The organism is Blastococcus sp. OS1-29 (assembly GCF_057628075.1).
In genome coordinates this window covers 450,587-477,274 of the sequence record NZ_JBXXJK010000004.1, presented here as the reverse complement: position 1 = coordinate 477,274, position 26,688 = coordinate 450,587, and the positions used below count along the sequence as shown (strand labels likewise).

At 73.0% G+C, this 26,688-nt stretch carries 26 protein-coding genes; 7 read left to right on the top strand and 19 right to left on the bottom strand.

Features of this window, described 5'->3' with window-relative positions; translation table 11 throughout:
• The first annotated feature begins 77 nt into the window (after positions 1-77).
• A complete protein-coding gene (locus AC2H4J_RS13455; RefSeq protein WP_487465375.1) occupies positions 78-1,400 on the top strand; it encodes a D-alanyl-D-alanine carboxypeptidase family protein in 1,323 nt (440 codons plus the stop codon).
• Here AC2H4J_RS13455 and AC2H4J_RS13450 read toward each other — a convergent pair.
• The 4 genes from AC2H4J_RS13450 to hisC form a co-directional block, all read right to left on the bottom strand.
• Positions 1,315-2,274: a YihY/virulence factor BrkB family protein gene (locus AC2H4J_RS13450; RefSeq protein ID WP_487465374.1), complete on the bottom strand. Its 960-nt coding sequence runs from the start codon at positions 2,272-2,274 to the stop codon at positions 1,315-1,317. The two genes, AC2H4J_RS13455 and AC2H4J_RS13450, sit on opposite strands and share 86 nt — an antisense overlap.
• Before the next feature lie 37 nt (positions 2,275-2,311).
• Entirely contained in the window at positions 2,312-2,878 is a 567-nt protein-coding gene (locus tag AC2H4J_RS13445; RefSeq protein ID WP_487465373.1) for a 2'-5' RNA ligase family protein, read from the bottom strand.
• Positions 2,875-3,891: a tryptophan--tRNA ligase gene (gene trpS, locus AC2H4J_RS13440; RefSeq protein ID WP_487465372.1), complete on the bottom strand. Its 1,017-nt coding sequence runs from the start codon at positions 3,889-3,891 to the stop codon at positions 2,875-2,877. Before trpS ends, AC2H4J_RS13445 begins: the two co-directional genes overlap by 4 nt.
• A gap of 96 nt (positions 3,892-3,987) precedes the next feature.
• The gene (hisC, locus tag AC2H4J_RS13435) at positions 3,988-5,097 is read right to left on the bottom strand and encodes a histidinol-phosphate transaminase (RefSeq protein WP_487465371.1); all 1,110 of its coding nucleotides are present in this window, start codon (positions 5,095-5,097) and stop codon (positions 3,988-3,990) included.
• A 35-nt stretch (positions 5,098-5,132) separates the two neighbouring features.
• Here hisC and galE point away from each other — a divergent pair, with 35 nt between their 5' ends.
• On the top strand, positions 5,133-6,086 hold the full coding sequence (galE, locus tag AC2H4J_RS13430; protein ID WP_487465370.1) for a UDP-glucose 4-epimerase GalE: 954 nt from the start codon (positions 5,133-5,135) through the stop codon (positions 6,084-6,086).
• On the opposite strand, the gene AC2H4J_RS13425 is transcribed toward galE, so the two are convergent.
• Positions 6,083-7,408: a hemolysin family protein gene (locus tag AC2H4J_RS13425; protein ID WP_487465369.1), complete on the bottom strand. Its 1,326-nt coding sequence runs from the start codon at positions 7,406-7,408 to the stop codon at positions 6,083-6,085. The two genes, galE and AC2H4J_RS13425, sit on opposite strands and share 4 nt — an antisense overlap.
• Positions 7,409-7,563: 155 nt before the next feature.
• Here AC2H4J_RS13425 and AC2H4J_RS13420 point away from each other — a divergent pair, with 155 nt between their 5' ends.
• Positions 7,564-8,490 (top strand): CAP domain-containing protein, encoded by a 927-nt coding sequence (locus tag AC2H4J_RS13420; protein ID WP_487465368.1) that lies wholly within the window; start codon positions 7,564-7,566, stop codon positions 8,488-8,490.
• Between the two features lie 39 nt (positions 8,491-8,529).
• Here the strand turns inward: AC2H4J_RS13420 and AC2H4J_RS13415 are convergent, their stop codons facing one another.
• From AC2H4J_RS13415 to AC2H4J_RS13395, 5 genes are all read right to left on the bottom strand, one after another.
• A complete protein-coding gene (locus AC2H4J_RS13415) occupies positions 8,530-9,438 on the bottom strand; it encodes a type IV toxin-antitoxin system AbiEi family antitoxin (protein WP_487465367.1) in 909 nt (302 codons plus the stop codon).
• Positions 9,439-9,609: 171 nt separating this feature from the next.
• A complete protein-coding gene (locus AC2H4J_RS13410) occupies positions 9,610-10,827 on the bottom strand; it encodes an NADP-dependent isocitrate dehydrogenase (RefSeq protein ID WP_487465366.1) in 1,218 nt (405 codons plus the stop codon).
• A gap of 107 nt (positions 10,828-10,934) precedes the next feature.
• Positions 10,935-11,888 (bottom strand): malate dehydrogenase, encoded by a 954-nt coding sequence (gene mdh, locus AC2H4J_RS13405; RefSeq protein WP_487465365.1) that lies wholly within the window; start codon positions 11,886-11,888, stop codon positions 10,935-10,937.
• 43 nt (positions 11,889-11,931) lie between these two features.
• Positions 11,932-12,228 carry a DUF3017 domain-containing protein gene (locus AC2H4J_RS13400; RefSeq protein ID WP_487465364.1) on the bottom strand — a complete coding sequence of 99 codons (297 nt, stop codon included), beginning with the start codon at positions 12,226-12,228 and terminating at the stop codon, positions 11,932-11,934.
• 4 nt (positions 12,229-12,232) lie between these two features.
• Positions 12,233-13,099 (bottom strand): bifunctional methylenetetrahydrofolate dehydrogenase/methenyltetrahydrofolate cyclohydrolase, encoded by an 867-nt coding sequence (locus AC2H4J_RS13395; RefSeq protein WP_487465363.1) that lies wholly within the window; start codon positions 13,097-13,099, stop codon positions 12,233-12,235.
• A 57-nt stretch (positions 13,100-13,156) separates the two neighbouring features.
• On the opposite strand from AC2H4J_RS13395, the gene AC2H4J_RS13390 reads away from it, so the two are divergent.
• Entirely contained in the window at positions 13,157-13,678 is a 522-nt protein-coding gene (locus AC2H4J_RS13390; protein WP_487465362.1) for a hypothetical protein, read from the top strand.
• Here the strand turns inward: AC2H4J_RS13390 and AC2H4J_RS13385 are convergent.
• The 7 genes from AC2H4J_RS13385 to sucC all read right to left on the bottom strand — a co-directional run bounded on the left by AC2H4J_RS13385 (position 13,675) and on the right by sucC (position 21,033).
• Positions 13,675-14,304: a pentapeptide repeat-containing protein gene (locus tag AC2H4J_RS13385; protein WP_487465361.1), complete on the bottom strand. Its 630-nt coding sequence runs from the start codon at positions 14,302-14,304 to the stop codon at positions 13,675-13,677. The genes AC2H4J_RS13390 and AC2H4J_RS13385 overlap by 4 nt on opposite strands.
• Positions 14,304-15,854, bottom strand: a complete 1,551-nt coding sequence (purH, locus tag AC2H4J_RS13380) for a bifunctional phosphoribosylaminoimidazolecarboxamide formyltransferase/IMP cyclohydrolase (RefSeq protein WP_487465360.1) — start codon at positions 15,852-15,854, stop codon at positions 14,304-14,306. Before purH ends, AC2H4J_RS13385 begins: the two co-directional genes overlap by 1 nt.
• A complete protein-coding gene (purN, locus tag AC2H4J_RS13375) occupies positions 15,851-16,468 on the bottom strand; it encodes a phosphoribosylglycinamide formyltransferase (protein ID WP_487465359.1) in 618 nt (205 codons plus the stop codon). Before purN ends, purH begins: the two co-directional genes overlap by 4 nt.
• Before the next feature lie 46 nt (positions 16,469-16,514).
• On the bottom strand, positions 16,515-17,702 hold the full coding sequence (locus AC2H4J_RS13370; RefSeq protein WP_487465358.1) for a cell division protein PerM: 1,188 nt from the start codon (positions 17,700-17,702) through the stop codon (positions 16,515-16,517).
• A 153-nt stretch (positions 17,703-17,855) separates the two neighbouring features.
• The gene (locus tag AC2H4J_RS13365) at positions 17,856-18,839 is read right to left on the bottom strand and encodes a hypothetical protein (RefSeq protein ID WP_487465357.1); all 984 of its coding nucleotides are present in this window, start codon (positions 18,837-18,839) and stop codon (positions 17,856-17,858) included.
• Positions 18,840-18,962: 123 nt separating this feature from the next.
• The gene (sucD, locus tag AC2H4J_RS13360; RefSeq protein ID WP_487465356.1) at positions 18,963-19,841 is read right to left on the bottom strand and encodes a succinate--CoA ligase subunit alpha; all 879 of its coding nucleotides are present in this window, start codon (positions 19,839-19,841) and stop codon (positions 18,963-18,965) included.
• 31 nt (positions 19,842-19,872) lie between these two features.
• Positions 19,873-21,033, bottom strand: a complete 1,161-nt coding sequence (gene sucC / locus AC2H4J_RS13355) for an ADP-forming succinate--CoA ligase subunit beta (RefSeq protein WP_487465355.1) — start codon at positions 21,031-21,033, stop codon at positions 19,873-19,875.
• 157 nt (positions 21,034-21,190) lie between these two features.
• Here sucC and AC2H4J_RS13350 point away from each other — a divergent pair, with 157 nt between their 5' ends.
• Positions 21,191-23,038, top strand: a complete 1,848-nt coding sequence (locus AC2H4J_RS13350; protein ID WP_487465354.1) for a CocE/NonD family hydrolase — start codon at positions 21,191-21,193, stop codon at positions 23,036-23,038.
• On the opposite strand, the gene icmB is transcribed toward AC2H4J_RS13350, so the two are convergent.
• Together icmB and AC2H4J_RS13340 are read right to left on the bottom strand one after the other, a co-directional pair.
• Positions 23,035-23,439, bottom strand: coding sequence for a coenzyme B12-dependent isobutyryl CoA mutase small subunit (gene icmB, locus AC2H4J_RS13345; protein WP_487465353.1), 405 nt, complete (start codon positions 23,437-23,439; stop codon positions 23,035-23,037). The two genes, AC2H4J_RS13350 and icmB, sit on opposite strands and share 4 nt — an antisense overlap.
• 25 nt (positions 23,440-23,464) lie before the next feature.
• Positions 23,465-24,391: a hypothetical protein gene (locus AC2H4J_RS13340; RefSeq protein ID WP_487465352.1), complete on the bottom strand. Its 927-nt coding sequence runs from the start codon at positions 24,389-24,391 to the stop codon at positions 23,465-23,467.
• 372 nt (positions 24,392-24,763) lie between these two features.
• Between AC2H4J_RS13340 and AC2H4J_RS13335 the strand changes: the two genes are divergently transcribed.
• The gene (locus tag AC2H4J_RS13335) at positions 24,764-25,660 is read left to right on the top strand and encodes an esterase/lipase family protein (RefSeq protein ID WP_487465351.1); all 897 of its coding nucleotides are present in this window, start codon (positions 24,764-24,766) and stop codon (positions 25,658-25,660) included.
• A 174-nt stretch (positions 25,661-25,834) separates the two neighbouring features.
• Positions 25,835-26,629, top strand: coding sequence for a M23 family metallopeptidase (locus AC2H4J_RS13330; RefSeq protein ID WP_487465350.1), 795 nt, complete (start codon positions 25,835-25,837; stop codon positions 26,627-26,629).
• The last annotated feature ends 59 nt before the right edge of the window (positions 26,630-26,688 follow it).

Here is a 26,688-nt window from a genome sequence, read left to right as displayed (position 1 = left end):
CTGAGACCCGATCGTTGCGAACGCTCCCGCCGGGACTCGGCTGCTCATCGCTGCGTCCGCGCGCCTACCGTGCCTGCATGCGGTGGTCACGGAGGGGTGCACGTCGGGCCGTCGCCGCACTCGTCGCCGGGCTCTGTGCGGTCCTGCTGACCGTCGGCCCGGCCGCGGCGGACGACGCCCGGCCCACCGCCGACCCGTCCGCGCCTACCCCCACCTCGCCGTACCCGGTCCGACCGCCGCAGGGTCACGGGCCAGGCGGCGGAACCGTCGGCGGACCTGAGCTCGGGACCCGGGGCCTGGTCGTCGCCGACGGCGCACCGACGCTGCCCGCGGGGATCCCCGCCGCCGGCTTCCTGGTGGCCGATGCCGGCACCGGCGAGGTCCTGGCCGCCCGCGACCCGCACGGCCGTTACTACCCGGCGAGCACGCTGAAGACCCTGACCCTGCTCACGCTCCACCCGCTGCTGGACCCCGCGCGGGTCGTGGTGGGCACTGCGGAGGACGCGAACATCGAGGGCAGCCGGGTCGGCCTGGTCGAGGGCGGGCAGTACCCGGTGTCGCTGCTCTTCCAGGCGCTGATCCTGCAGTCGGGCAACGATGCGGCCAACGCGCTGGCCCGTGCCGCGGGCGGGGTCGACGTCACGGTCGCGGCGATGAACGAGACCGCCCGCGCCATCGGCGCCTACGACACGGTCGCGGGGACGCCGTCCGGGCTCGACATGGCGGGCCAGTCGACATCCCCCTACGACCTGGCGTTGATCTTCCGCGCCCTGATCTCCGATCCGGGCACCGCGGCGGTCCTCGCGACCCCGACCGCGCAGATGCCCGCGGTCGAGGGCCGCTCCCCCGGCTTCCAGATCCAGAGCCAGAACCCGCTGCTGGCGACCTACCCGGGCGACCTCGGCGGGAAGACCGGCTTCACCGACGCCGCACGGCACACGTTCGTGACCGCGGCCACCCGCAACGGCCGCACGCTGGTGGTCAGCCTCATGGACACCGAGAACAAGCCGCTGCTGGGGCCGCAGCAGGCGGCGTTGCTCCTGGACTGGGGCTTCGCGCTCCCGGCCGGCACGAGAGGGGTGGGGCGCCTCGTCTCGCCGGGCGAGGTCGCCGCCGCGCCGTCGGCGTCGGCGAGCCCCACCCGTCCCGCGCCGCGCCGCTTGACGGCCGCCGTCCGGGTTGGGACCGGGACCACGTTCCCGGTCGTGCCGGTCACGCTGGGGGGCACGGCGCTGCTGATCGTCGTCGCCACGGTCACTAGTCGCCGTAGCGCCGTCCGTACCGCCCCGTCGCCCGGCCCTGCGGGCCAGGCGGTCAGGCGGCCGCCGGGACGACGTCCGGCCGGGGCTCCGGAGACTCCGCCGCCACCGCCGGCAGGGTTGCCGTCCACGCCGCCGTGAAGAACGCGAAGCGGGCGACCAGGTTGATCCAGACCAGCAGTCCGACGGCCCCGCCGAACGCCGACGCCGTGACGCTGCCCGAGATCAGCGACAGGTAGTAGCCGCCGATCAGCTTCAGGATCTCGAACCCGACCGCGCCGAAGAGAGCGCCCGGCAGCAGCCGCCTCAGCGGGTGCGAGATCGACGGGACGACGCGCAGCAGCCACAGGAAGATCACCACGTCGCTCACCAGTGCCAGTGCGAGGCCGACGAACCAGGTCAGCACGCCGTAGCCGGTCTCGTCGGCCAGACCCACCAGGTGCAGCACCCACGAGGTCGCCTGGGTGACCCCGCCGGTCAGCCCCAGGCCCGCCAGCCCGACGGCGCCGAGGACCACGAGCGCGAGAACGTCCTGCACGTTGTCCCGGAGCATGTCCGGGGGGTCGACGTGGCCCTTCCAGATGCGCTCCATGCCGACCCGGAGCTTGTCCATCGTCCGCAGCCCCGCGTACAGGAAGCCGGCGAGCCCGATCAGGCCGGTGACACCCGCACCGTCGACCGCGTCGGTGAGCTGCCGCACGAGCTGCCGCCCCACCGTGCCGGGAAAGGTCTGCCGGATCGCGTCGAAGAGCTCCTGCTGGAGCAGGGCGTCACCTGCGAGCACCAGCCCGATGATCGAGGCGACCAGCAGCAGCACCGGGAACAGTGAGAGAAAGGCGAAGTAGGTGACCCCGGCCGACATGAGGTCGCCCTGGGTCCGCTCGTAGCGTCCGCCGGCGCGGGCCAGGTGGTCGAACCACGGATGACGGCGCCGCTGCTCCGCGATGCCCCACTCCACGCGGGCGTAGAGCCGGGTCAGCAGGGGCTGACGTCCGGGCCCGTCCGAGGAACTCACCGTCCGAGTCTGCGGCTTCGCCGCGCGGTGCGCCTCGTTACCGGGGCGGTCCGGTCAGCCGGTACTCGCGGGCGACCGCCCAGGCCCCGCTCGGGGTCTGCTCGAACTCGGTGAACGCCTCCACGGGGAAGGCCGCTGAGAGGTCGGCCAGCCCGTTGTAGGCGAACTCGAGCATCTCGGCCGGCACGTCGTGGGCGACCGTGACGTGCGGGTGGTACGGGAAGGACAGCGGCCGGGCCAGCGGCCCGCTGCGGACGTCGGTGGCGAGGAGCTCGCAGTTGCCGATGCCCTTGGCCACCGTCACGAAGACCACCTCCGACACCGGCGAGAAGGTGCCCGTGCCCGACAGGTGCATCTCGAAGGGCGGGTGGTCGCGGGCGACCTCGGCGAGGTGGGCGCTGATCGCGGGCCGGTCGGCCACCGCGACCTCGGTCGGCGGCAGCAACGTCACGTGCGGCGGCACGAGGTTGGCCTGCGGGTCGCCCACCTTGGCCCGCCAGTCGACCAGCAGCTGCGCCCACGGCTCGGGGATGGGGACGACGATGCCGAGCACGGTGTGCTGCTCCACGGCCCGGCTGCGGGGTACGAACGTGTCGTCGTTCATGCGCCCGCCCCCGCCGCCGGGGGCAGGAACCCGACCCGCTCGTACGCCTGGGCCACCGTCGCACCGGCGACCTCGCGGGCCCGGGCGGCACCTGCGGCGAGCACGCGCTCGAGCTCGGCGGGGTCGCCCAGGAGCTCCTGGGTGCGGGCCCGCACGGGGGTGACGAAGTCGGTGACCACCTCGGCGAGCTCCTTCTTCAGGTCCCCGTACCCGCGGCCGGCGAAGGAGTCCTCGAGCTCGGGGATGCTGCGCCCCGACAACGCGCTGTGGATGGTCAGCAGGTTGCTGACCCCGGCCTTGGTCTCCGGGTCGTAGACGACCTCGCGGCCGGTGTCAGTGACCGCGGAGCGGATCTTCTTCGCTGTCACGGCCGGGTCGTCGAGCAGGTTGACGCAGCCGGCGGGCGGCAGGCTCTTGCTCATCTTCTTGTCCGGCGACTGCAGGTCCATGACGCGCGCGGCGGCCTCCGGGATGAAGCCGCTGGGCACCGTGAAGGTGTCGCCGAACCGTCCGTTGAAGCGGATCGCGAGATCCCGGGTGAGCTCGAGGTGCTGCCGCTGGTCGTCGCCCACGGGCACCTGGTCGGCCTGGTAGACCAGGATGTCGGCCGCCATGAGCACCGGGTAGGTGAACAGGCCGACCGAGGAGCCGCTGGTGCCCTCCCGCTGGCTCTTGTCCTTGAACTGGGTCATCCGGCTGGCCTCGCCGAACCCGGTCAGGCACTCCAGCACCCAGGAGAGCTGCAGGTGCTCCGGCACGTGGCTCTGCACGAACAGCGTGCTGCGGTCGGGGTCGACGCCGAGGGCGACCAGCTGGGCCGCAGCGACGAGGGTGTTCCGGCGGAGCTCGGCGGGGTCCTGCGGCAGCGTGATCGCGTGCAGGTCGACGACGCAGTAGAAGGCCTCGTGACCGTCCTGGAGGGCGACCCACTGGCGGAGGGCCCCCAGGTAGTTCCCGAGGTGGAAGGAATCCGCCGTCGGCTGGATGCCGGAGAGCACACGGGGCAATGGCATGACAGACGGTGGCACGTCGGCCATCAAACCAGCCGCCGTCGGGTCACGTTCCGGCCCTCCCCGTTCCGTACCGGCTCGAGGGAACGGTCGCGCAGGTCATGACGCCGGAAACCCGCGGCAGACGTCGTCGAGTGCCGCGAGGAAGATGTCGTCCTCCTCGGGGGTGCCGACCGTCACCCGGACGCCCTCGCCGGCGAACGGCCGGGTGATGACGGCGCGCGATTCGAGGGCGGCCGCCAGCGACGCCGTCTGCTCCCCGACGGGCAGCCACACGAAGTTGGCCTGGCTGTCGGCGACGTCGAACCCCCGGTCGCGCAGCGCCCCGGTCAGCCGCGCGCGCTCCTCGGTGACCGCGGCGCAGCGGGCCCGCACCTCGTCCTCGCTGGCCAGCGCGGCGACCGCGGCCGCCTGGGCGAGCATCGAGACGCTGAACGGCACGTGGGTCTTGCCGACCGACTCGGCGACGGCCGGGTCCTCGGCGATCAGGTAGCCCACGCGGATGCCGGCCAGCCCCCAGGCCTTCGAGAAGGTGCGGAGGACGGCGACGTTGGGGCGGCCGCGCATGAGCTCGAGCCCGTCGGGCACGTCGGGGTCGGTGACGAACTCGCGGTAGGCCTCGTCGAGCACGACCAGCGTCTGCTCCGGGACGGCGTCCAGGAACTTCTCCAGCTCCGCCCGCCGCACCGCCGTCCCCGTGGGGTTGTTCGGGTTGCAGACGAACGCCAGGCGGGTGGTGTCGTCGATCGCCGCGGCCATCGCCTCGAGGTCATGGGTGTCCGCGGGGCCGCCCGGGACGCCGGGCACGAGCGGCACCTGGATCGCCCGGGCGCCCGCGACGCGGGCCAGGAGCGGGTACATCTCGAAGGAGCGCCAGGCGTAGGCGATGCTCGTGCCCGGGTCGTTGAAGGCCTGCGCCAGCTCCTGCAGGATCGTGACGGCGCCGCAGCCGGTGGCCACCTGCGTGGGGTCCACCCCGTAGCGGTCGGCGAGGGCGTGCGTCAGGACGACGGCCCCGTTGTCCGGGTACCGGTTGGTGTCTGCCGCGGCGGCGGCCAGCGCCTCGACGACGGCCGGCAGCGGCGGGAAGGCCACCTCGTTGCTCGCGAGCTTGATCGCGCGGTCGACACCGATCTCGCGGGCCAAGTCGGCCGGGTTGCGACCGGGCTTGTAGGAAGGCAGCTCCTGGACGGCCGGCCGAGCGCTCACCACGACGTTTCCGACCTCCGACCTAGGGTGACTCCATGCGCGTACTCGTCGCCGGTGGGGCCGGCTACATCGGCAGCGTAGTCACGGCCGCCATGCTGGCCGAGGGTCACGAGGTCACGGTGCTCGACGACCTCTCGACCGGCCATGCGGACGCCGTCTCGCCGGGCGCCCGATTCGTCCAGGCCTCGCTGCACGACTCGGCGCCGGTGCTCGCCGCCGTCCGTCCCGAGGCGGTGCTGCACTTCGCCGCCAAGAGCCTCGTCGGGGTGTCGCAGCAGCAGCCCTACGAGTACTGGCACACGAACGTCGGTGGCTCGCTCGCCCTGCTCGAGGCGATGCGTGCCGCCGACTGCCGGCGGATCGTCTTCTCCTCCACGGCGGCCACCTACGGGGAGCCCGAGTCGGTGCCGATCCGCGAGGACGCACCGACCCGGCCGACCAACACCTACGGCGCCTCGAAGCTCGCCGTCGATTCCATGCTGACCTCGTACGCCGTCGCCCACGGCTTCGCCGCGGTGAGCCTGCGCTACTTCAACGTCGCCGGCGCCGCCTTCGGGCTGGGCGAGCGGCACGCCACCGAGACGCACCTCATCCCGATCGCGCTCCAGGTCGCCGCCGGTCAGCGGGAGGTGCTGACCGTCTTCGGCGAGGACTACCCGACGCCCGACGGCACGTGCATCCGCGACTACGTCCACGTCGCCGACCTCGCCGACGCCCACCTGCTCGCGCTGCTCGCGCCGGCGCCGGGCGAGCACCGGATCTACAACCTCGGCAACGGCACCGGCTTCTCCGTGCAGGAGGTCGTGGACGCCGTCCGGTCGGTCACCGGGCACGCCGTCCCCGTGGAGGTCGGCGCGCGCCGCGCCGGCGACCCCGCGCAGCTGGTCGCCTCCAGCGAGCTCATCCGCGCCGACCTGGGCTGGGAGCCGCGGCACACCGACCTGGCCGGCATCGTGCGCGACGCCTGGGTCGTGAGCCGGCGGCGCTAACCGCTGGTCGCCTCCGTGCGGTGGTCCTCGTCGTTTGCCGGCGCCGGACCGACCAGCAGCCGGGCGATCCGCCGTCCGTCGAGTTCGACGACCGCGATCGTGCGCCCCTCGACCTCGATGGTGTCGCCGATCTCGGGTAGTCGGCCCAGCTCGGCCAGGACGTACCCGGCGGCGGTCTCGTAGGGGCCGTCGGGGAGCTCCAGGCCGGTGGCCTCGGCGAAGTCGTCCAGGTTGAGCAGGCCGTCGACCTCGCGCGGGCCGCCGGGTGCCTGCTTGCCCTCGGGTGCGACCTCCTCGTCGTACTCGTCGTAGATCTCGCCGATGACCTCCTCGATGAGGTCCTCGAGGGTGACGATCCCGTCGGTGCCGCCGTACTCGTCGATGACGATCGCGAGGTGCTGGTTCTCCCGGCGCATCTCCGACAGCGCGGTGAGCACACCCGCCGTCCCGGGCAGACGCTTCACCTCGCGGGCGAGGTCGCCGACCGTGGCGGCGCGACCCGCAGGGTGGTTGGGGAGGAAGAGGTCGCGGACGTGCACGAAGCCGACGACGTCGTCCTCGTCGCGCCCGGCGACCGGGAACCGTGACCAGTTGGAGTCGGCGACCTGCTTGGCCGCGCGGCTGGCGGTCATGGACGCGTCGAGGAAACCCACCTCCGTGCGCGGCGTCATCACCTCGCGCACCTCGCGCTCACCGGCCCGGAACACCTCGTCGATCAGCCGGCGCTCGTCGCTGCTGAGCGACTCGTGCGCGGCGACCAGATCGCGCAGCTCCTCCTGGCTGATCGACTCGCCGCTCACCTTCGGGTCGCCGCCGAACAGCCGGACGAGGACGTTGGTCGACGCCGACAGCAGCCAGATGACCGGCCGGGACAGCTTGGCGATCGCGTTCAGCGGCGCGGCCACGATCAGCGCGAAGCCCTCGGCCCGCTGCAGCGCCAGCCGCTTGGGGGTCAGCTCGCCGACCACCAGCGACAGGTAGCTGATCGCGATCGTGACCGCGACGAGGGCCAGGGTGTCGGACAGCCCGGGGCTCAGGCCCCACGTGACCATCCGGTCGGCCAGCGGGGCGGAGAGCGTGCTGGCGCCGAAGGCCGCGGAGAAGAAGCCGGCCAGGGTGACGCCGACCTGGACCGCGGCGAGGAAGCGGTTGGGATCGCTGAGCAGGCGCTGCACGGCCTTGCCGCGTCGTCCGCCGTTCTCGGCGAGTCCGCGGACCTGGGACTCGCGGAGGGAGACCAGTGCGATCTCGGCCCCGGAGAAGACGCCTCCGATCAGGACGAAGGCCACGACCATGACGATGTTGAGCCAGACGTCGCTCACCGGCGGCGCACTCCTCGAGGTATTCGGTTGGGGCTCACGCCGTCCATGGTGCCTGGTCGCCGGGGCCGGGACCGTCAACTGGCACAACGTGACATTTTCCTCGGGGACTTTCCGTAATCAACTCGATACGTTTAGTCTCGGTCGGGTAACGAATCGTGATCAAGCCCCGTGAGGTCCTCGTGCGCCATCGTCCTGCCCCCGCCTCGCCGTCCGATCGGCTGGCCCGGTTCCTGGACGTCGCCGTCGGCCTCCTCGGCCTCCGCTCGCGTCGGCGCGGCGTGCGACTCGCCCTGGGTGCGCTGGTCAGCACCGTCCTGACCGCACTGGTCCTCTCGGTGCCGGTCGTCTCCGGAGCCGTCGACGGGACGCCGTTCGTCGCGCTGGACTCGTTCGCCGCGTCGAGCGCCGCGCGGACGACCGGGGGCGACTCCCCCGTGGTCATGGGCCGCGACGGGCGCCCGGCCTCGTCGTCCACGTTCGCCGGCGTGAGCACGTCGTCCGACGCGCCGGAGCGGTCCTCGACCGACGCGTTCGCGGGTTCGGCGAGCACGGCCCCGGTCACGCCGGACGCCGCTCCCGTGGCACCTGCCCCGGCCCCAGCGGCCGCGCCGGCACCCGCTCCGGCACCCGCGCCCACTCCTGCTGCGACACCCGCGCCCGCTCCTGCTGCAGCGGCCGCCGCTCCCGCTCCGGCCGCGGCGCAGCCGGCGGACCCGAGCGCCGAGGGCCGGGTGCTCGCGCTGGTGAACGTGCAGCGCGCCGCCGCCGGCTGCGGCGCACTGACCGCCGACCCCGCCCTGGCCGCCGTGGCCCAGGCGCACAGCGCGGACATGCGCGACCGCCACTTCTTCGACCACGTGAACCCCGACGGGCTCGACCCGTTCGCCCGCGCCGCCAAGGCGGGGCTGGTCGCCCACGCGGAGAACATCGCGTACGGCCAGCCCGGTCCCGCCGCCGTCATGGACGCGTGGATGAGAAGCGCCGGCCACCGGGCGAACATCCTCGACTGCGACCTGACCCGGCTCGGGGTGGGCGTCGCCGAGGGCGCCGGCGGCCCCTGGTGGACCCAACTCTTCGCCTGACGTCCCCGGGCCGGGCCGGCGAGATTGGGGAATCCGGGCTCAATGTGCGCTCGACGAGCCCGATTTCCCGCATTTCGCGATGAGCGCGCGTAGGCGGGCCACGAGCAACACCGGGTCGTGCATGTCAGCCGCCGTCACGTAGAAGACAGTCCACCCCGCGGCGGAGAGACCGTTCATCCGGCGTCGATCCCGGCTCAGCTGCCCCGCCTCGCCGTGCCACGTGCCGTCGTACTCGATCGCGAGCCGCAACTCGGGGAACGCGAGATCCACCCGTGCCACGAAGTGGCCCTCCTCGTCCCGCACCGTGTACTGCGGGACAGTGAGCAGCCCGGCGAGACTCAGCAGAACCCGGAGCCGCGACTCCTGGGGTGACTCCGCACGCCCGTCCGCCAACTCGATCACCCGCCGGGCCCGGCGCGTCCCGCGTCCCGGCGCGAGCTCGGCGACGGCCTCTCCGAGTTCGGACGCACGCACGATCCGCCGCCCCAGCAGGATGTCCAGCGCAACGACTCCGTCGACCATCGTCTCGAATCGCGCCAGGTCCAGCGCCGTGCGCAGCTCCGAGGTGCAGGGGCGGTGCGCGATGACCGTGACATCCGATGCGGGCAGCGGCCCTCGCCGGATACGAAGGCCGGCCACCGGGCCGAAGGACGTGCCCGGCGGGACGGTGACCTCGACGGGTGCGGCGAGGTCGACCAGCTGCACCGCGCCGAACAGATGCGCAGCGGTGCGCCCGCCGAATACGCCGCCAGGAGGGAGCAGGAGACGTGCACCCGCGATGCGGAGGTCGTGGGTGTCCGGCAGCTCGGCATCGGCGTAGACGCCCCGGTAGAGCCGTCGCCATGCCGGTCCACGGAGCGCATCGGGGGTCAGCAGCCCGGCGGAGACAGCATCGCGCCCCCGGAACACGCGCCCGCGCAGCGGATCGGGGCGTCGGGGGGCGGGCACGCGCGGACACTGCCAAAAACCGGCGTTCCCGCGCTGTCGTCGTCCACAGGCAGACGCGAGATCGGCCTGTCGGGCCCGCATGAGACGCAATGAGCCCGGATTCCCCGATCTCGCGGAAACGCCAGCGGCCCCCCACCCGGAGGTGGGGGGCCGCTGCGCTACGTCAGACCGTCAGTTGGCCATGGCCTTCTGCAGGTTGGCGTCGATGGCCGCCAGGAAGTCCTGGGTGTTCAGCCAGGGGCTGTCCTTCGAGATGAGCAGGGCGAGGTCCTTGGTCATCTGACCGCCCTCCACGGTCTCGATGCAGACCCGCTCGAGCGTCTCGGCGAACCGGGTGACCTCGGGGGTGTTGTCGAGCTTGCCGCGGTGGGCCAGGCCCCGGGTCCAGGCGAAGATCGACGCGATCGGGTTGGTCGACGTCTCCTTGCCCTGCTGGTGCTGCCGGTAGTGCCGGGTGACGGTGCCGTGCGCGGCCTCCGCCTCCACCGTGCGGCCGTCGGGCGACATGAGCACCGACGTCATCAGGCCCAGCGACCCGAAGCCCTGCGCGACCGTGTCGGACTGCACGTCACCGTCGTAGTTCTTGCACGCCCAGACGTAGCCGCCCTCCCACTTGAGGGAGGCCGCGACCATGTCGTCGATCAGCCGGTGCTCGTAGGTGATCCCGGCGGCGTCGAACTTGTCCTTGAACTCGGATTCGAAGACCTCGGCGAACAGGTCCTTGAACCGGCCGTCGTAGGCCTTGAGGATCGTGTTCTTGGTCGACAGGTACAGCGGGTACTCGCGCTGCAGCGAGTAGTTCATCGACGCACGCGCGAAGTCGCGGATCGACTCGTCGAGGTTGTACATGGCCAGCGCGACGCCCGAGCCGGGCGACTGGAAGACCTCGTGCTCGATGGGCTCCGAGCCGTCCTTCGGCGTGAAGGTCAGCGTCAGCGTGCCCTCGCCCGGGAAGCGGAAGTCCGTCGCCCGGTACTGGTCACCGAACGCGTGACGGCCGACGACGATCGGCTTGGTCCAGCCCGGCACCAGCCGCGGCACGTTGGACATGATGATCGGCTCGCGGAAGATGACGCCGCCGAGGATGTTGCGGATCGTCCCGTTCGGGGAGCGCCACATCTTCTTCAGGCCGAACTCCTCGACGCGCGCCTCGTCCGGCGTGATCGTGGCGCACTTGACACCGACGCCGTGCTTCTTGATGGCGTTGGCCGAGTCGATGGTGATCTGGTCGTCGGTCTCGTCGCGCTTCTCGATGCCCAGGTCGTAGTACTCGAGGTTCACGTCGAGGTACGGGAGGATCAGCTGGTCCTTGATGAACTGCCAGATGATCCGGGTCATCTCGTCGCCGTCGAGCTCGACGACGGTGCCCTCGACCTTGATCTTGCTCATGATTCCCCTGTCGTGGTACGGGTTCTGCGCAGCAGTTCGCTTGACCTCAAGGTATCCCGAGGCTCAGGCGCCCCTGCCCACCGGCCCGGAGCAGGGGCCGCCCGCGATCACAGGTCGGCGACGTCGGCCTGCTTGGCGCGCACCGCCTCGGCGGCCTCCTTCAGCCCGGCCAGCTCGGTCTCGGTCAGGTCGCCCTCGACGACCCGGCGCACGCCCTCGCGCCCGATCTCGGCCTCGACGCCGAGGTACACGCCGTTGATGCCGTACTCGCCGTCGACCCATGCGCACACCGGCATCACCGCGCCGGAGTCCTCCATGACGGCCTTCGCCATGCGGGCCGCGGCCGCGGACGGCGCGTAGTACGCCGACCCGGTCTTGAGCAGGGCCACGACCTCGGCGCCGCCGTTACGCGTGCGGTCGACCAGGTGGTCGATCCGGTCCTGCGCCAGGACGTCGGACAGCGGCTTGCCGTCGACGGTGCAGCGCGAGGGCACCGGCACCATCGTGTCGCCGTGCGAGCCGAGGGTCAGCGTCTTCACCGACCCGACCGGTACGCCCAGCTCCTCGGCGACGTTGTTGGTGAAGCGCGCGGTGTCCAGCATGCCGGCCTGGCCCATGACCCGGTTCTTCGGGAAGCCGGTGGCCAGCTGCGCCAGGGCCGTCATCTCGTCGAGCGGGTTCGAGACGACGATGATCACCGCGTCCGGCGACGTGGCGGCGATGTTCTCGGCGACCTGCCGGACGATCTTCGCGTTGGTCTCGATCAGGTCCATCCGGCTCATGCCGGGCTTGCGCGGGAGGCCGGCGGTGATCACGACGACGTCGGACCCCTCGGTGCCCTCGTAGGACCCGCCGCCGACGCCGACGATCTTGGTCTCGAAGCCCTCGATCGGCCGCGACTGGTTCATGTCGAGCGCGATGCCCTCGGGCTTCCCCTCGACGATGTCGGTGAGCACGACCGTCTCGAAGACGTCGTACTCCGCGAGGCGGAGAGCGGTGGTGGAGCCGTAGAAACCGGCGCCGACGACGGTGACCTTGCCCTGCCGGGCCTTCTCAGACATGCCCAGCAACCTAGCGCCGAGGTCGGCGCACCGCACCGGGGGCTCAGGTGAAGGGGAGAGTCAGCACGATGACGGTGAGCAGCAGGCCGGTGCCGGCGAGCAGGACGACGTCCACCGACCGGCTCCGGACGGCGAGGAAGCCCACCCGCCGGACCGGCAGCAGCAGCCGCAGGACCGCGGCGCCGATCAGCGCCAGCCCGATGACGACGATGCCGCGGCGCCAGTGGTCGAAGGTGACCAGGAGCAGGCCGATGGCGACCGCGACCAGGACGGCCAGCAGCGGCAGCTGGCGGAGCAGCCCCGCGAGGAACGGCCGGCGGACGTAGAGCGGCTGGGTCACGACGTCACCCCGGCGATGACGCCGCGGAGACGTGCTCCGCGGCGAGGACGACGTTCTGCAGCAGCATCGCGCGGGTCATGGGGCCGACTCCCCCGGGGTTCGGGGCCACGTGGCCGGCGACGTCGGCGACGTCCGGAGCGACGTCCCCGGCGATCTTCCCGTCCACCCGGCTGACCCCGACGTCCAGGACGGCGGCACCCGGCTTCACCATCGCGGCGGTGATCAGCCCGGGGACCCCGGCCGCGGCGACGACGATGTCGGCACCGCGCACGTGGGCGGCGAGGTCGCGCGTGCCCGTGTGGCAGAGGGTCACGGTCGCGTTCTCCGAGCGGCGGGTGAGCAGCAGCCCCAGCGGGCGGCCGACGGTCACCCCCCGGCCGATCACGACCACCTCCGCACCGGCGATCGGCACGTCGAAGCGGCGCAGCAGTTCGACGATGCCGACGGGCGTGCAGGGCAGCGGGCCGGGCACGCCCAGCACCAGGCGACCGAGGTTGGTGGGGTGCAGCCCGTCGGCGTCCTTCTCCGGGTCCATCGCCTCGAGGACGGCGTACTCGTCGATGTGCCGCGGCAGCGGCAGCTGGACGATGTAGCCGGTGCACGACGGGTCGGCGTTGAGCTCGGCGACCACCGCCAGGACGTCGTCCTGGGTCGCCGCGGCCGGGAGCTCGCGCTGGATGCTGCCGATGCCGACCTGCGCGCAGTCGGAGTGCTTGGCGTTGACGTACCAGCGGCTGGCCGGGTCGTCACCGACCAGCAGCGTGCCGAGCCCCGGACGGTGGCCGGCGGCGCTCAGCGCGTCGACGCGCGCCGTCAGTTCGTCGCGGATGGCGGCCGCGGTCGCCTTGCCGTCCAGGATCGTCGCGGGCACGACCGACAGTCTGCCCGAGCGTCGCCACGAGCGACGCCGCGGTCCTAGGCTCGGGTGATGAGCGAGCCCTTCCCACCGGCCACGCCCGGCACCACGGCCTACAGCGCAGCCGAGCCGACCACCCCGCCGTACTCGGCCCGGCCGGTGGCGATCCGCGGGCCGGAGAGCCTCGGTGGGCTCCTGCTCATCCTGGCCGGCCTGGTGGCCGCCGTGAGCCTGGTCCTGCACTGGATCGCCGACCGCGACGTCAGCGGCTGGGGGCTGCTGCGCCAGGGGTTCGACGACCTCGGCGGGGCGTTGTCCAGCGGACTGTGGCAGCCCCTGGTGATCGTGCTCGGGGGCGGCCTGCTGTTCCTGCTCGGGCTGGCGCTGTGGTTGCCGGCCCGCTCGCACCGCTTCGTCGGCCTGCTGGCCCTGATCGTGAGCCTGGCGATCACTGCCGCGGTGCTCGTGCCGCTGGTGGATGCGAAGTGGAAGCTCGGCTTCTTCGGGCCCGGCTTCTGGTGCGCGATCGCCGTCGCCGTCCTCGGCCTGCTCGGCAGCCTGAAAGCGGTGCTCACCCGGCCCCGGAGAGCTTAGTCCGAGACCAGCGCTCCGTGGGCGCGGGCGAACTGCACCGCGTGGACCAGGTCGATCCGGACGCCGGTCAGCTCGAAGCCGCGCCAGTTCACCTCGTCCATCGAGGCGCGGCGCAGGTCGGCCCCTCGCAGCTTGGTCGACTGCAGCCGGGCCCGATCCAGGTTCGCGCCGGTCAGGTCGCACTCGCGCAGGTCGGCGTCGGTGAGGTCGGCCTCGCGGAACCGCTGCCGCGACAGGTCCAGGCCCGAGAGGTCGGCGCCGCGCAGCGAGGTGAAACTCCAGTCGCTGTCGGTCGAGGTCATCGGCCGGAGGTCCGCGCCGAGGAACTGCGACCCGGTCAGCTTGCAGCCCTCCCAGACCACGTCGAAGAGCTTGGCGCGGTCGAACCGGCAGGACAGGAACGCCGAGCCGTGGTGCTTCGCGCCGCCCATCCGGACGCCGGTGAGCACGCACTGCTCGAACACGCACCGGCGGGTGATCAGCTCCTCCAGCCCGGCGTCGTCGAACCGGCATCGGGTGAACGTGACACCGGAGAGCTCGGCGCCCCACCAGTCGACCCGTGCGAAGTCCTCGCCCTCGACCTCGGATCCCTCCTCCGGCGGTTCGACGTGCGGGCGGCCGCGCATCAGTGCGCGAAGTGGCGGGTGCCGGTCAGGTACAGCGGCACCCCGGCCGCGGCCGCGGCAGCCACGACCTCCTCGTCGCGCACCGACCCGCCGGGCTGGACGACGGCGCGCACGCCCGCGTCCAGGAGCACCTGGAGCCCGTCGGCGAAGGGGAAGAAGGCGTCGGACGCCGCCACCGACCCCGCGGCCCGCTCCCCCGCCCGCGCCACGGCGAGGCGCGCGGAGTCGACCCGGTTGACCTGGCCCATGCCCACACCGACGGTGGCGCGGTCGTGGGCGAGCAGGATCGCGTTGCTCTTCACCGCGCGCACGGCCCGCCACGCGAACACCAGGTCGTCGAGCCCGGCGGCGTCCAGCGGCTCCCCGGTAGCCAGGGTCCAGGTGGTCGGGTCGTCACCGGGGGCGTCGAGCCGGTCCTTCACCTGCAGCAGCAGCCCGCCGCTGACCGGCCGCATCTCCGCACCCGGGCCGGGGATGTGCGGCAGCCGCAGCAGCCGGATGTTCTTCTTCGCGGTCAGCACCGCGACGGCGTCGTCGGTGAAGGACGGCGCCACCACGACCTCGGTGAAGACCTGGGCCACCTGCTCGGCCATGGTGAGGTCGACCTCGCGGTTGGCGGCGATCACCCCGCCGAACGCCGAGATGGGGTCGCAGGCGTGCGCCTTGCGGTGGGCCGAGGCGATGTCGGCGCCGACGGCGATGCCGCACGGGTTCGCGTGCTTGATGACGGCCACGCACGGCTCGGCGTGGTCGTGCGCTGCCCGCCAGGCCGCGTCGGTGTCGATGTAGTTGTTGTAGGACATCGCCTTGCCGTGCAGCTGCTCGGCGTGCGCCAGTCCGCGCTCGACTCCCCGGTAGAGCGCGGCGCCCTGGTGCGGGTTCTCGCCGTACCGCAGCACCTCGGCCCGGTCCCAGCTGGCGCCGACCCACGTGGGAAAGCCGCTGTCGTCGTCCGGAGCCAGGACGTTGCCCATCCACGAGGCGACCGCGATGTCGTAGGACGCCGTGTGCCGGAAGGCGGCCGCCGCCAGCTTCTGCCGCTCGGCCAGGGTGAAGCCGCCGGCGGCGACGGCGCTCAACACGTCCGGGTACCGGGCCGGATCGACGACGACGGCCACCGACGGGTGGTTCTTCGCCGCGGCGCGCACCATCGCCGGACCGCCGATGTCGATCTGCTCGACGCACTCGTCCGGGGTCGCGCCGGAGGCCACCGTCTCGGTGAAGGGGTACAGGTTCACCACCACGAGGTCGAACGGCGCGATGCCGAGATCCTCGAGCTGGCCGACGTGCTCGGGCTTGCGCCGGTCGGCGAGGATCCCGGCGTGCACGGCCGGGTGCAGCGTCTTCACCCGGCCGTCGAGGCACTCGGGAAAACCGGTGACCTGCTCGACCGGCGTGACCGGGATGCCGGCGTCGGCGATCCGGCGGGCCGTCGCTCCGGTGCTGACCAGCTCGACACCCGCGGCGGCGAGACCGGCCGCCAGCTCCTCCACCCCGGTCTTGTCGTAGACGCCCAGCAGCGCGCGGCGGATGGGGGTGCGGTCGCTCATCGGTCGCTCTTCCTCTTCGATTCCAGGACGGCGGGAACCAGCTGCGCCACCGTCTGCACCAGGAGCTCGCGCTCCACGTCCTTGATCCGTTCGTGCAGGCGCGCCTCGTCGTCCCCGGGCAGGACGGCGACCTCCCGCTGAGCCAGCACCGGACCGGTGTCCACGCCGGCGTCGACCACGTGCACGGTCGCACCCGTCGCGCCGACGCCGGAGGCCAGGGCGTCGCGAACGGCGTGCGCGCCCGGGAACGAGGGCAGCAGGGCGGGGTGGGTGTTGATCAGGCGGCCCCCGAACGCCTCCAGCACGGCGGGCCCGACGATCTTCATGAAGCCGGCGGAGACGACCAGGTCGGGCTCGAACCCGGCCAGTTCCGCGGCGAGTGCGCGGTCCCAGGCGCTCCGGTCGCCGTGGTCGCGCACCGCGCAGACGAAGGTGGGCAGGCCGCGGCGGCGCGCATGCTGCAGTCCCTCGGCGTCGCGGTCGCTGCCGACCGCGACGACCGCGGCCGGGTAGGCGGGGTCGTCGGTGGCGGCGAGCAGCGCGGCGCACAGCGACCCGGTCCCGGAGAGCAGGACGGCGATGCGGGCCCGCGAGATCGGCGACGCTGCGGGCACGGCATCGACAGTAGCCGGGGCGACCGGCCGCCCCGACGGGCCGGGTTCAGCCCAGCGACCGCCAGCGGGCGACAGTGGCGGCGATCGCGGCGGCGATCCCGCTCTGCGCGGCGACGGCGATCCCCGTGCCGAGCGCGGGGGCGCCCACCTCGGCCAGCGCGCCGTCACCCAGCGAGCCGCCGGCCACCCACACGAGCAGCCCGCTCACGACGCCGAGCAGCACTCCGGCCAGCAGCCCGGTGAGCCCCGCCACGAGCGAGCCGCCGTCCTCGTCGCCGAACCAGCGGCCGACCGTGCGACCGGCGACCAGGCCGGCCAGGGCCGGGATCGCCTGCGACGCGAAGGCGATCAGCGGTACCGCCTGCGTGTCGGGCAGGGCGGCCAGCAGCGGCAGCGCCGGCACGGCGCCCAGCGTGACCCCGTGCACGGACACGAGCGTTCCGGCGCCGACCGAGAAGCCGGGGCCGGCCGCCAACCCGAGGACGGCGGCCGCCGCGTTCGGCAGCAGCAGCACCTCGAGGCCGAGCAGCCCCAACGCGCCGGCCGCGGCCCCACCCAGCGAGCCGGAGAGGGCCGCGTAGCCGTGCGCGTCGGCGGCCACCGCGACGGCGACGACGGCGGTGCACAGGGCCAGCGCGGTCAGCAGGCCTGCCAGCACACCCCTCAGCATCGGCCGTGGGGCCCCGGGCAGCCGGTCCACGGTGGCGTCGAGGACCCCGGACTCCCGGCCCACGCCCCAGCCGACGGCGAGCACGCCCAGGACGGCGGCGCCCGCGAGCGTCCGGAGCATCCCGACATCAGCCCGCGGCGAGTCGACGACGAGGGCCAGCACGAGGGTGAGCGCGACGTGCACGGCGACGAGCAGGCCGGCCGCCCGAGCGGCGTCCGGAGCGGCGTCCACGTCGTGCAGGCGCGCCAGCCCGCGGCCGGCCCACGACAGACCCCAGGCGATGCCGAGGGTCAGCAGCAGCGGAGCCACGACCAGCGGCCCGCTCCCGATGTCCAGCTCGCCGCCCTGGGCCAGCAGCCAGAGCCGCCCGGCCAGCGCGAGTGACTCCCCCGTGCCGAGACCGCCCGTCGGGTCCAGGGTCTGGACGACGACCAGCGCGAGTCCCAGCCCGGTCAGCCCCGCCGCCGTGACCGCGAGGCCACCGGCCAGGGCGAGCCAGATCAGGGACAGCGGCGAACGTCCGGCTGCGCCCCGCCGCGGAAGGCGTGCGAGCAGGGAGACCACGTCCCCATGCTCGCAAGCCCGCGCGCCGAAGGCCCGGCGCACGCGCCGGGCGACCGGAAAGGGCGATCGCCCGACCCCGGCGCGCCCGTACGGAGAGCGACGTCCGCCCCGGCGCCCGGTGTGCGGGCGCCGGGGCGGACGGCCCTCGGTCGATCAGGTGCCTGCGGGGCGCTCCGGTGGGTTCTCGCCCGCGGCGGTGGCCCCGCCCGGTGCGGGTTCCGGTGGCGCCGCAGGCGGCGGGCCGGCCGGGCCTCCGGACGGCGGACCGTAGGCCGGCGGACCGCCCGGCGACGGCGGCGGGGGCGGGGGCGCGTACTGCTGCTGCCCGTACGGCGGGGTGGGCTGGTGCTGGGGCCGCGGCTGGCCCGGCTGACCGAACTCGGGCGCCTGCTGGTTGGCCCAGTGCGCCGCGCTCGCCAACCCGCCCGGGAGCGCCGGACGGTTGCGCAGTTCGGGCAGCAGGGTGAGCACGGAGAACAGCAGGATCGCCGTCGCCGTCAGGAAGCCGAGCAGCGCCCAGATCGAGAAGTTCCACTTGAACGTGTCGATCCACGCGATCAGCGTGAGCACGAAGCCGAGCGCGGCCAGGCCCACGGTGACCCAGGCGTGCGGGAAACCGAGCTTCAGGTCGGTGAACGCCGGGAGCAGCGCCCACAGGGTCGCGAGCAGGAAGAGGAAGAACGCCGTCTTGACCTGGCCCGAACCGACCCATCCACTGACGTTGAACCCGACCCCGAAGAAGTCCTCGCTGCTCAGGTCGTACCAGGTGAAGAAGCTGAGGATCAGGTAGAGCAGCGTCAGCCCGGCGATCACGTACGAGGCCATCGTCAGCTTCTTGGCGTCGAACGAGACGCCACTACCGGTGGCCTGCGGGTGCCCGTACGGGTGCGGGGCCTGCTGCGGAGGGCCGTATCCCGGTGGGGGCGGGGGCTGCTGCCCGTAACCCGGCGGAGGCGCGTACCCCGGCGGCGGCTGCTGCGCGTACCCCGGCGGCGGCCCGGACGGGGGCGGCGCGGCGTAACCGGGCGGCGGCTGCGGGCCCGGTTGCGGTGGCTGGGCGCCCATGGGCGGCTGCGGGGGCTGGCTGGACGTCATCGCGGGGTTCTCCTCGCTGAACGGCGGGGGTGCGAGCCGCATCGTGGCCGCACCGGAGCCCCGTCCGCAACAGAATGTCGCCCGCCGTCGCCCAGAAGGACCCCCCTTCCCCCCACGCCTCGCACGCTCGGCGCGGGACCCTGAAGGGGGGCCTTCCCAGAAGAACTACCCGCCGACGATCTCCCGCATGAGCTTCGCGGTCTCCGACGGCGTCTTGCCCACGCGCACGCCGGCGGCCTCGAGGGCCTCCTTCTTCGCCTGGGCGGTGCCGGCCGAGCCGGACACGATGGCGCCGGCGTGGCCCATCGTCTTGCCCTCGGGGGCGGTGAAGCCGGCGACGTAGCCGACGACCGGCTTGGTGACGTTGGCCTTGACGAAGTCGGCGGCCCGCTCCTCGGCGTCGCCACCGATCTCGCCGATCATCACGATGGCCTCGGTCTCCGGATCGTCCTGGAACGCCTGGAGGCAGTCGATGTGCGTGGTGCCGATGACCGGGTCGCCACCGATGCCGACGGCGGTCGAGAAACCGATGTCCCGGAGCTCGTACATCATCTGGTACGTCAGGGTGCCGGACTTGCTGACCAACCCGATCTTGCCCTGCTTGGTGATGTTGGCCGGGATGATGCCGGCGTTCGAGCGCCCGGGGCTGATCAGGCCCGGGCAGTTCGGCCCGATGATCCGCGTCGAGCCGCCCTGGGCGTGCGCCCAGAAGTAGGTCGAGTCGTGCACCGGGATGCCCTCGGTGATGACCACGGCGAGGCCGATGCCGGCGTCGACGGCCTCGATGACGGCGGCCTTGGCGAACGGCGGCGGCACGAAGATCACGCTGACGTCGGCGCCGGTCTCCTTCATCGCCTCGGCGACCCCGCCGAAGACCGGGACGCTGGCGCCGTCGAAGTCGACGCTGGTGCCGGCCTTGCGGGGGTTCACGCCGCCGACGATCGCGGTGCCCGAGGCGAGCATGCGCTGGGTGTGCTTGCTGCCCTCGGAGCCGGTCATGCCCTGGACGATGACCTTGCTGTTCTCGTTGAGGAAGATCGACATTCTGGTGTCCTGTCCGAAGTGGGGGCGGCGATCAGGCGGCGAGTTCGGCGGCCCGGCGCGCTGCGCCGTCCATCGTGTCGACCACGGTCACCAGGGGGTGGTTGGCCTCGGCGAGGATCCGCCGGCCCTCCTCGACGTTGTTGCCGTCGAGTCGGACGACGAGCGGCTTGGTGGCCTCGTCACCGAGGTGCTGCAGCGCGGAGACGATGCCGTTGGCCACCGCGTCGCACGAGGTGATGCCACCGAAGACGTTCACGAACACGCTCTTCACGGCGGGGTCGGACAGGATGATGTGCAGCCCGTTGCCCATGACCTCGGCCGACGCGCCACCCCCGATGTCGAGGAAGTTGGCCGGCTTGACGCCACCGAACTCCTCACCGGCGTAGGCGACGACGTCCAGCGTGCTCATGACCAGCCCGGCGCCGTTGCCGATGATCCCGACCTCGCCCTCGAGCTTGACGTAGTTGAGGTGCTTCTCCTTGGCGGCCGCCTCGAGCGGGTCGGCGGCGGCAGTGTCCTCCAGCGCCGCGTGCTCCGGCTGCCGGAAGGCGGCGTTCTCGTCGAGGGTCACCTTCGCGTCGAGGGCGAGGACGGTGCCGTCGGGCGCCTTCGCCAGCGGGTTGATCTCGACCAGGGTGGCGTCCTCCTGGGTGAAGACCTCCCACAGCCGCATCGCGATGGCGATCACCTGGTCGCGCACCTCGGCCGGGAAGTTCGCGGCGTCCACGATCTCGGCGGCCTTGGCCTCGTCGACGCCCTTGCTCGCGTCGACCGGGATGCGGGCGAGCGCCTCGGGCCGCTCGACGGCGAGCTGCTCGATCTCCATGCCGCCCTCCTTCGAGGCCATGGCCAGGAAGGTGCGGTTGGACCGGTCGAGCAGGTAGGAGAAGTAGTACTCCTCGGCGATGTCGCTGGCCTGGGCCACCATCACCTTGTGGGTGATGTGCCCCTTGATGTCCAGACCGAGGATGTCCTGGGCGCGCGCCTTGGCGTCCTCAGGGCTGTCGGCGAGCTTCACGCCGCCGGCCTTGCCGCGGCCGCCGACCTTCACCTGCGCCTTGACGACGACCGGCGCGGCGATCTCCCGCGCGATCGACGCCGCCTCCTCGGGCGTCTCGGCGACGCCTCCGGGGAGCACGGGCACGCCGTGCGAGGCCAACAGGTCACGGGCCTGGTACTCGAAGAGATCCACGAAAAGGCACCGTAGCCCGCCCGTATCCGACACGCGCCCCCGGGCGTTGTACGTACGCGGGACCGGTGGGGCGCATCACAGCGCGCATCACCCCTTCGGACCGCCTCACGCTGCCCGCCCGTGCCCGTTCCACCCGTCTCGACGACGAGGAGACCCAGTGCGACGCGCCGCCACCGTCCTGCTGTCCGCCACCCTGACCTCCGGCGGGATGGCGGCACTCGCCCCGGCCGCGTCGGCGGCCGACATCGTCCCGCGCGACCTGACGATCACCGTCACCGGCCTCGGCCCGGAGGACCGGACGTGCGACATCGACGCCGACCTGTACGTGCCGGCCGGTGTCGACGCCGCCCACCCCGCCGCTGCCCTGCTGGCCACCAACGGCTTCGGCGGCGACAAGACCGACCAGGCCGACCTCGCCCAGGGCTTCGGGGAGCAGGGTTACGTGACGCTCTCCTACACCGGTCTCGGCTTCGTCGACGGCGACAACTGCCCGATCACCCTCGACGACGTCGAGCACGACGGCGCCGCGGCCAGCCAGCTCATGCGATTCCTGGGCGGCGACCCGTCGATCAAGGCGGTGGACGACGCGACCGGCGACGACGTGCACGTCGACCAGGTGGTTCGTGAGGACACCACCACCGGGACCCCGTTCGACCCGCAGGTCGGCATGACCGGCGGCTCCTACGGCGGGCAGATCCAGTTCGCGGCAGCCGGCTACGAGAAGCAGGCGGGCACCGACCGGCTCGACGCGATCGTCCCGCTGATCACCTGGAACGACCTGTCCTACTCCCTGGCGCCGGAGAACGGCAGCCTGCCGCAGGGCACCGCGCGCAGCGGGTCGGTCACCTACGGCGGCACCGGCGTCTTCAAGTACGAGTGGGCCTCACTGTTCACCACGGTCGGCGTCGGCGACGGCGCGGCCGACGCCGCCGCCCTGCTGGACCCGGCGAACGCCGACAACCTCCGCAACAACTGCGGCAACTTCGAGCCGCAGGTGTGCCAGGCCCTCGCCGAGGTCAGCACCCTGGGCTACCCGAGCCAGGCCTCGATCGACTTCCTGCGGTCCAACTCCGTCGCCTCGTACATGAGCGACATCACCGTGCCCACGCTGCTCGGGCAGGGACAGGCCGACACCCTGTTCAACCTGCAGGAGTCCGTGGCCACCTACACCGCGCTCAAGAAGCAGGGCACACCCGTCTCGCTGACCTGGCAGTCCTGGGGACACAGCGACCAGACCCGCGACCCCAGCGAGCTCGACATGCGCCACCCGGCGCAGTCCCTCGAGGGCCGGGCGGCGCTGGCCTGGTTCGACTACTACGTCCGCAACCACGGCACGGCCCCGCCGCAGGGCTTCGCCTACTACCGCGACTGGGTCTTCCAGGCCACCCAAGACATGACCAAGGCCTACGCGACAGCGCGGTCCTACCCGGTCGGCAAGGAGCGGACGTACTACCTCTCCGGCACCAGCACGCCGGGCACCGACGGGGCACTCGTCAGCGACCCCCGCCGGGTGGTTCCGGGAGCGAGCACGTACGGCAACCTCGGGCCGATCGGCCCGAACTACACCGAGACGTCCGGGCTCGACCAGAGCCGGCCGGTGACCGATCCTCCCGGGACGGCGATCCGGTACGCGACGGCTCCCCTGGCCAAGCCGATGGACGTCGTCGGCTCGCCGCGGCTGACCGTGCAGCTGTCGGCGCCGTCCGTCGCGCTCACGCAGGCCGATCCGGCCGGCCAGCTGGTCGCGTTCGCCAAGCTCTACGACGTCGGGCCGGACGGCGCCGTCGAGCTGCCCCACCGGCTGATCTCACCGGTGCGCGTCACCGACGTCACCCAGCCGGTGACCATCGAGCTGCCGGGCATCGTGCACCGCTTCGCGGCCGGCCACCGGCTCGTGGTGGTCCTGGCCGGCGGCGACATGGCCTACCGCGGCTCGGCGGCGACGCAGCCGGTCACGCTCACCACCGGTGGCGCGACCCAGCAGCTGACCGTGCCGGTGGTCTAAGCGGCCGACGCGCCCACGTGCTCGCGCACCCAGTCGACGATCTCGTTCGTCGTCGCGCCGGGCGTGAAGACATGGGCGACGCCGAGGCGCGCGAGCTCGGGGATGTCCTCGTCCGGGATGATCCCGCCGCCGAACACGACGACGTCGTCGATGCCCCGCTCACCCATGAGCTCGGCGAGCCGGGCGAACAGGGTCATGTGGGCGCCCGAGAGAACCGACAGGCCGACCGCGTCGGCGTCCTCCTGGACGACGGTCTCGACGATCTGCTCGGGCGTCTGGTGCAGGCCGGTGTAGACCACCTCCATGCCTGCGTCGCGGAGTGCGCGCGCCACGATCTTGGCGCCGCGGTCGTGCCCGTCGAGGCCCGGCTTGGCGATGACCACCCGGATGCGTTCGTCCACGCCCGCAGCTTAGTGAGGACCCCCGTCAGCGGCGGCGCAGTCTCCAGGCCAGCACGGTGAGCAGGACGTAGCCGAGCCCCGTGAGCAGCAGGCCGGCACCGGGCACCGTCCACTCGAGGGACGACGACGCCACCGCGTCGTGCAGTCCGCCCAGGGCGGCCGCCAGGACGGCGACCGCGATCGCCAGCAACCCACCGACCGCGGCCAGCCTGGGCCGGAGCGAGGGCGCGACGACCGAGCACAGCAGGATGGCGCCGGCGAGGAGCAGCCCGCCGAGGAGGGCGAGGCCGGGGCGTTCCAGCAGGGCCTGGGGTCCCTCGCTGGTCACGACCGTCTCGAGGCCGGTGGTCGGGTCGGTGACCAGCCGGTCGGGGACGTCGACCGGCGGTAGCGCGAGCGACAGCACGGTGACGACACCGAGCAGGACCGCGGCACCGGCCAGCCCCGAGCGGACCGGGTCCAGCGCACCGCCGTCCTCCATGACCGTGCGCCCCCACGCGACCGTGGCGACGACACCTGCGAGGACCACGAGCACCAGCGCGGCGACCTCGAGCACCCACCCGCCCCGGATGCCGACGCCGCTGGTGAGCACCCGCTCGCCGGCGATCACCTCGACCGCCGGCCGGGTGGTGGAGCTCCGCCCGCGGTAGATCTCGATCAGGAGCTGGCCGACCGCCAGCGCGCCGGCGACCGCCGCGTACGCCAGGCCGAACTTCGGCACCCGGCCGCGGGCCAGCACGACACCGACGGCCAGGTGGGCCACGGGCACGAGCAGGGCGACCAGCGCGCCACCGAAGCCGCTCACGAGGGACAGCTGCTTGCCACCCACGACGAGGTAGACCGGGACGAGGGCGGCGACGCCCGCCAGCGCGGCCAGGGCCAGCAGCGCCCCGCTCAGCCGGGCCACCGCGGGAACGGGCCCGACGATCAGGTCGTCCCGCGCCGGGCTCATCGAGCGGGCCACCCCGGGGGGCCCACCCTGTCCCCGCCGGCGCATCGGCGACGCCGGCCGCGCGGCCGCGCCGCGGCGCGGAGTCGATGCGACCGGTCGGCCGGCCGCTCTGGAACGGGCGTCGCGGGACACGGTTCCCCCTTCGGTCGCCTCGTCGTCGTTCATCAGTCTGCGGTCATGGTCGCCGCTCGGCCGGTCACCGACCGCGGGCGTCCGGTCACGAACCGGACTCGATCGTGCGCGTCGCTACGCAGCCCGTGTGAACTCCGCCACACAGGAGCATTACCGTCCGGTGAACGGCTACACGACCGGGCATCTGCAGCGCCGAGACCGGCGCCGCCGCCGGGTGGACCAGGAACGGGGGGCAGCGCCGTGCGCGCAACGGATGACGCGGGCCTGCGCCCAGACTGGCACACGAACCCGCCGCCCGACATCGCGCCCCAGCGCGGGCTGCGCGGCCTCTGCCGCTCTTCGACGCTGACCGGCGGGCTGACCGAACTGGCCTGGGTCGGGGCCCACGTGCTCATGTATCCCCTCGGCACCCGCACGGCGGCCCTGCGCCCGGATGCGCGCAACCGGCCGGGCAACCAGCCCCCCGCCGTCCGGGCGCTCTTCGCCGCCGACCCGCTGGCGGCGCGCATCCCCGTGCTGCTCGTGCACGGACTGGTGGACAACCGGTCGGTCTTCTCCGTGATGAGCCGGAGCCTGCGCCGTCGCGGCTTCGCCCACGTGGGCACCTGGAACTACAGCCCGCTGCTGACCGACATCGCAGGCGGGGCCACCGACCTCGGCGAGCACGTCGAGCGCATCTGCGAGCAGACCGGGCACGACCGGGTGCACGTCGTCGGCCACAGCCTCGGTGGACTCATCTCCCGCTACTACGTGCAGCGCCAGGGCGGCGACCGACGGGTCGCGTCCCTGGTCACCCTGGGCACACCGCACGCCGGCTCCCTCTGGGCGCACGTCGTGCCCACGCCGCTGATCCGCCAGCTGCGGCCGGGATCGGCGGTCGTACGCGAGCTGGCCGAGCCCGCACCGGACTGCCGGACCCCGATCACCGCGGTCTACAGCGACCTCGACCAGATGGTCGTGCCGACCGCCTCGGGCCGCTGCGACCACCCCGACCTGGCGGCGCGCAACGTGCTGATCCAGGGCGTGGGGCACCTCTCCCTCCCCCGGCACCGCGGCGTCGTCGACGAGGTCGCCGCGACGCTGGCCGGCGTCCGCCCGGTGCCGGCGCGCCTCGGCCCGGGCTCTGCTGTCGCCTGATCCCGTTCGTCACACCCGCACCGCGGGTCCCACGACACGGCCGGGGTCCTGGCTCAGCTCTCACGCGTCGTTACGGTCCGATCACGGCACGGGTGACCACCTGCGCCGCCGTCGCTCCCCCGACGGGCCGACTCGCGGCACCGCGCAGGGAAGCGCTCGACCGGAAGGTGCGCCGTGTCCCGCAGCAGTGCGCCGCAGGTCCTCGAGCGCCCCGCGGTTCGGCGCGACGTCCGACGCCTCATCCCCGCGCCACGGACGGCGGCCGACGACATCGACCCGCCCGTCGACGAGGCGGGTCCCTCCGCCCCCCGTCGGCGGCGTGTCCCCCACCCGCCCGGCCGGCGGGCTCCCCTCTGGTTCGCCGCCCTCATCGCCGGCGCACTGCTGGCCGCGGCGCCCAGCCTGCTGGGCAGCCCCGTCGGCGCGACCGCGGCAGCGTCGGACTACGGCCTGGGCGGCAGCTCCGAACTGGGCCTCACCAGCGAGGTCGACGACGCCGGCGTCCGCCGCGGGATCACCGAGGCCGAGGCACAGGCGCGCCTGGGCGAACTCGCCGCCTCGCGCGCCGCACGGGCCCCGAAGACGGTCCTGCCGGCCCAGGGGCGCCTCACGACCTGCTACTGCATGCGCTGGGGACAGATGCACTGGGGCATCGACCTCGCCGCCCCGCTGGGCACGCCGATCTACGCGGCGACCGACGGCGTGGTGCTGCGGGCCGGCCCGGCATCGGGCTTCGGCAACGCCGTCTACATCCAGGACGCCGACGGCAACGTCCACATCTACGGCCACATGCGCTACTACAGCGTGCGCGCCGGCGACGTGGTCAGTGCCGGCGACCAGATCGCCAAGGTGGGCAACCAGGGCCAGTCGACCGGCCCGCACCTGCACTACGAGATCCACCGTGGCGGCATGCAGGGACGTCCGATGAACCCGCAGACGTACCTGAACGACCACGGCGTCGAGCTATGACACTGTCGGCCTCCGGCCGACACCCGCGGCCACACTTGTTGATCGGGCTCCATTGATCG

What these genes read in the sequence shown, in the direction of transcription:
- AC2H4J_RS13455 (WP_487465375.1), top strand. Translation starts at nt 78, where the DNA reads ATGCGGTGGTCACGGAGGGGTGCACGTCGGGCCGTCGCCGCACTCGTC.
- AC2H4J_RS13445 (WP_487465373.1), bottom strand. Translation starts at nt 2,878, where the DNA reads ATGAACGACGACACGTTCGTACCCCGCAGCCGGGCCGTGGAGCAGCAC.
- trpS (WP_487465372.1), bottom strand. Translation starts at nt 3,891, where the DNA reads ATGCCATTGCCCCGTGTGCTCTCCGGCATCCAGCCGACGGCGGATTCC.
- galE (WP_487465370.1), top strand. Translation starts at nt 5,133, where the DNA reads ATGCGCGTACTCGTCGCCGGTGGGGCCGGCTACATCGGCAGCGTAGTC.
- AC2H4J_RS13410 (WP_487465366.1), bottom strand. Translation starts at nt 10,827, where the DNA reads ATGAGCAAGATCAAGGTCGAGGGCACCGTCGTCGAGCTCGACGGCGAC.
- mdh (WP_487465365.1), bottom strand. Translation starts at nt 11,888, where the DNA reads ATGTCTGAGAAGGCCCGGCAGGGCAAGGTCACCGTCGTCGGCGCCGGT.
- AC2H4J_RS13390 (WP_487465362.1), top strand. Translation starts at nt 13,157, where the DNA reads ATGAGCGAGCCCTTCCCACCGGCCACGCCCGGCACCACGGCCTACAGC.
- AC2H4J_RS13385 (WP_487465361.1), bottom strand. Translation starts at nt 14,304, where the DNA reads ATGCGCGGCCGCCCGCACGTCGAACCGCCGGAGGAGGGATCCGAGGTC.
- purH (WP_487465360.1), bottom strand. Translation starts at nt 15,854, where the DNA reads ATGAGCGACCGCACCCCCATCCGCCGCGCGCTGCTGGGCGTCTACGAC.
- AC2H4J_RS13365 (WP_487465357.1), bottom strand. Translation starts at nt 18,839, where the DNA reads ATGCGGCTCGCACCCCCGCCGTTCAGCGAGGAGAACCCCGCGATGACG.
- sucD (WP_487465356.1), bottom strand. Translation starts at nt 19,841, where the DNA reads ATGTCGATCTTCCTCAACGAGAACAGCAAGGTCATCGTCCAGGGCATG.
- AC2H4J_RS13340 (WP_487465352.1), bottom strand. Translation starts at nt 24,391, where the DNA reads ATGAGCCCGGCGCGGGACGACCTGATCGTCGGGCCCGTTCCCGCGGTG.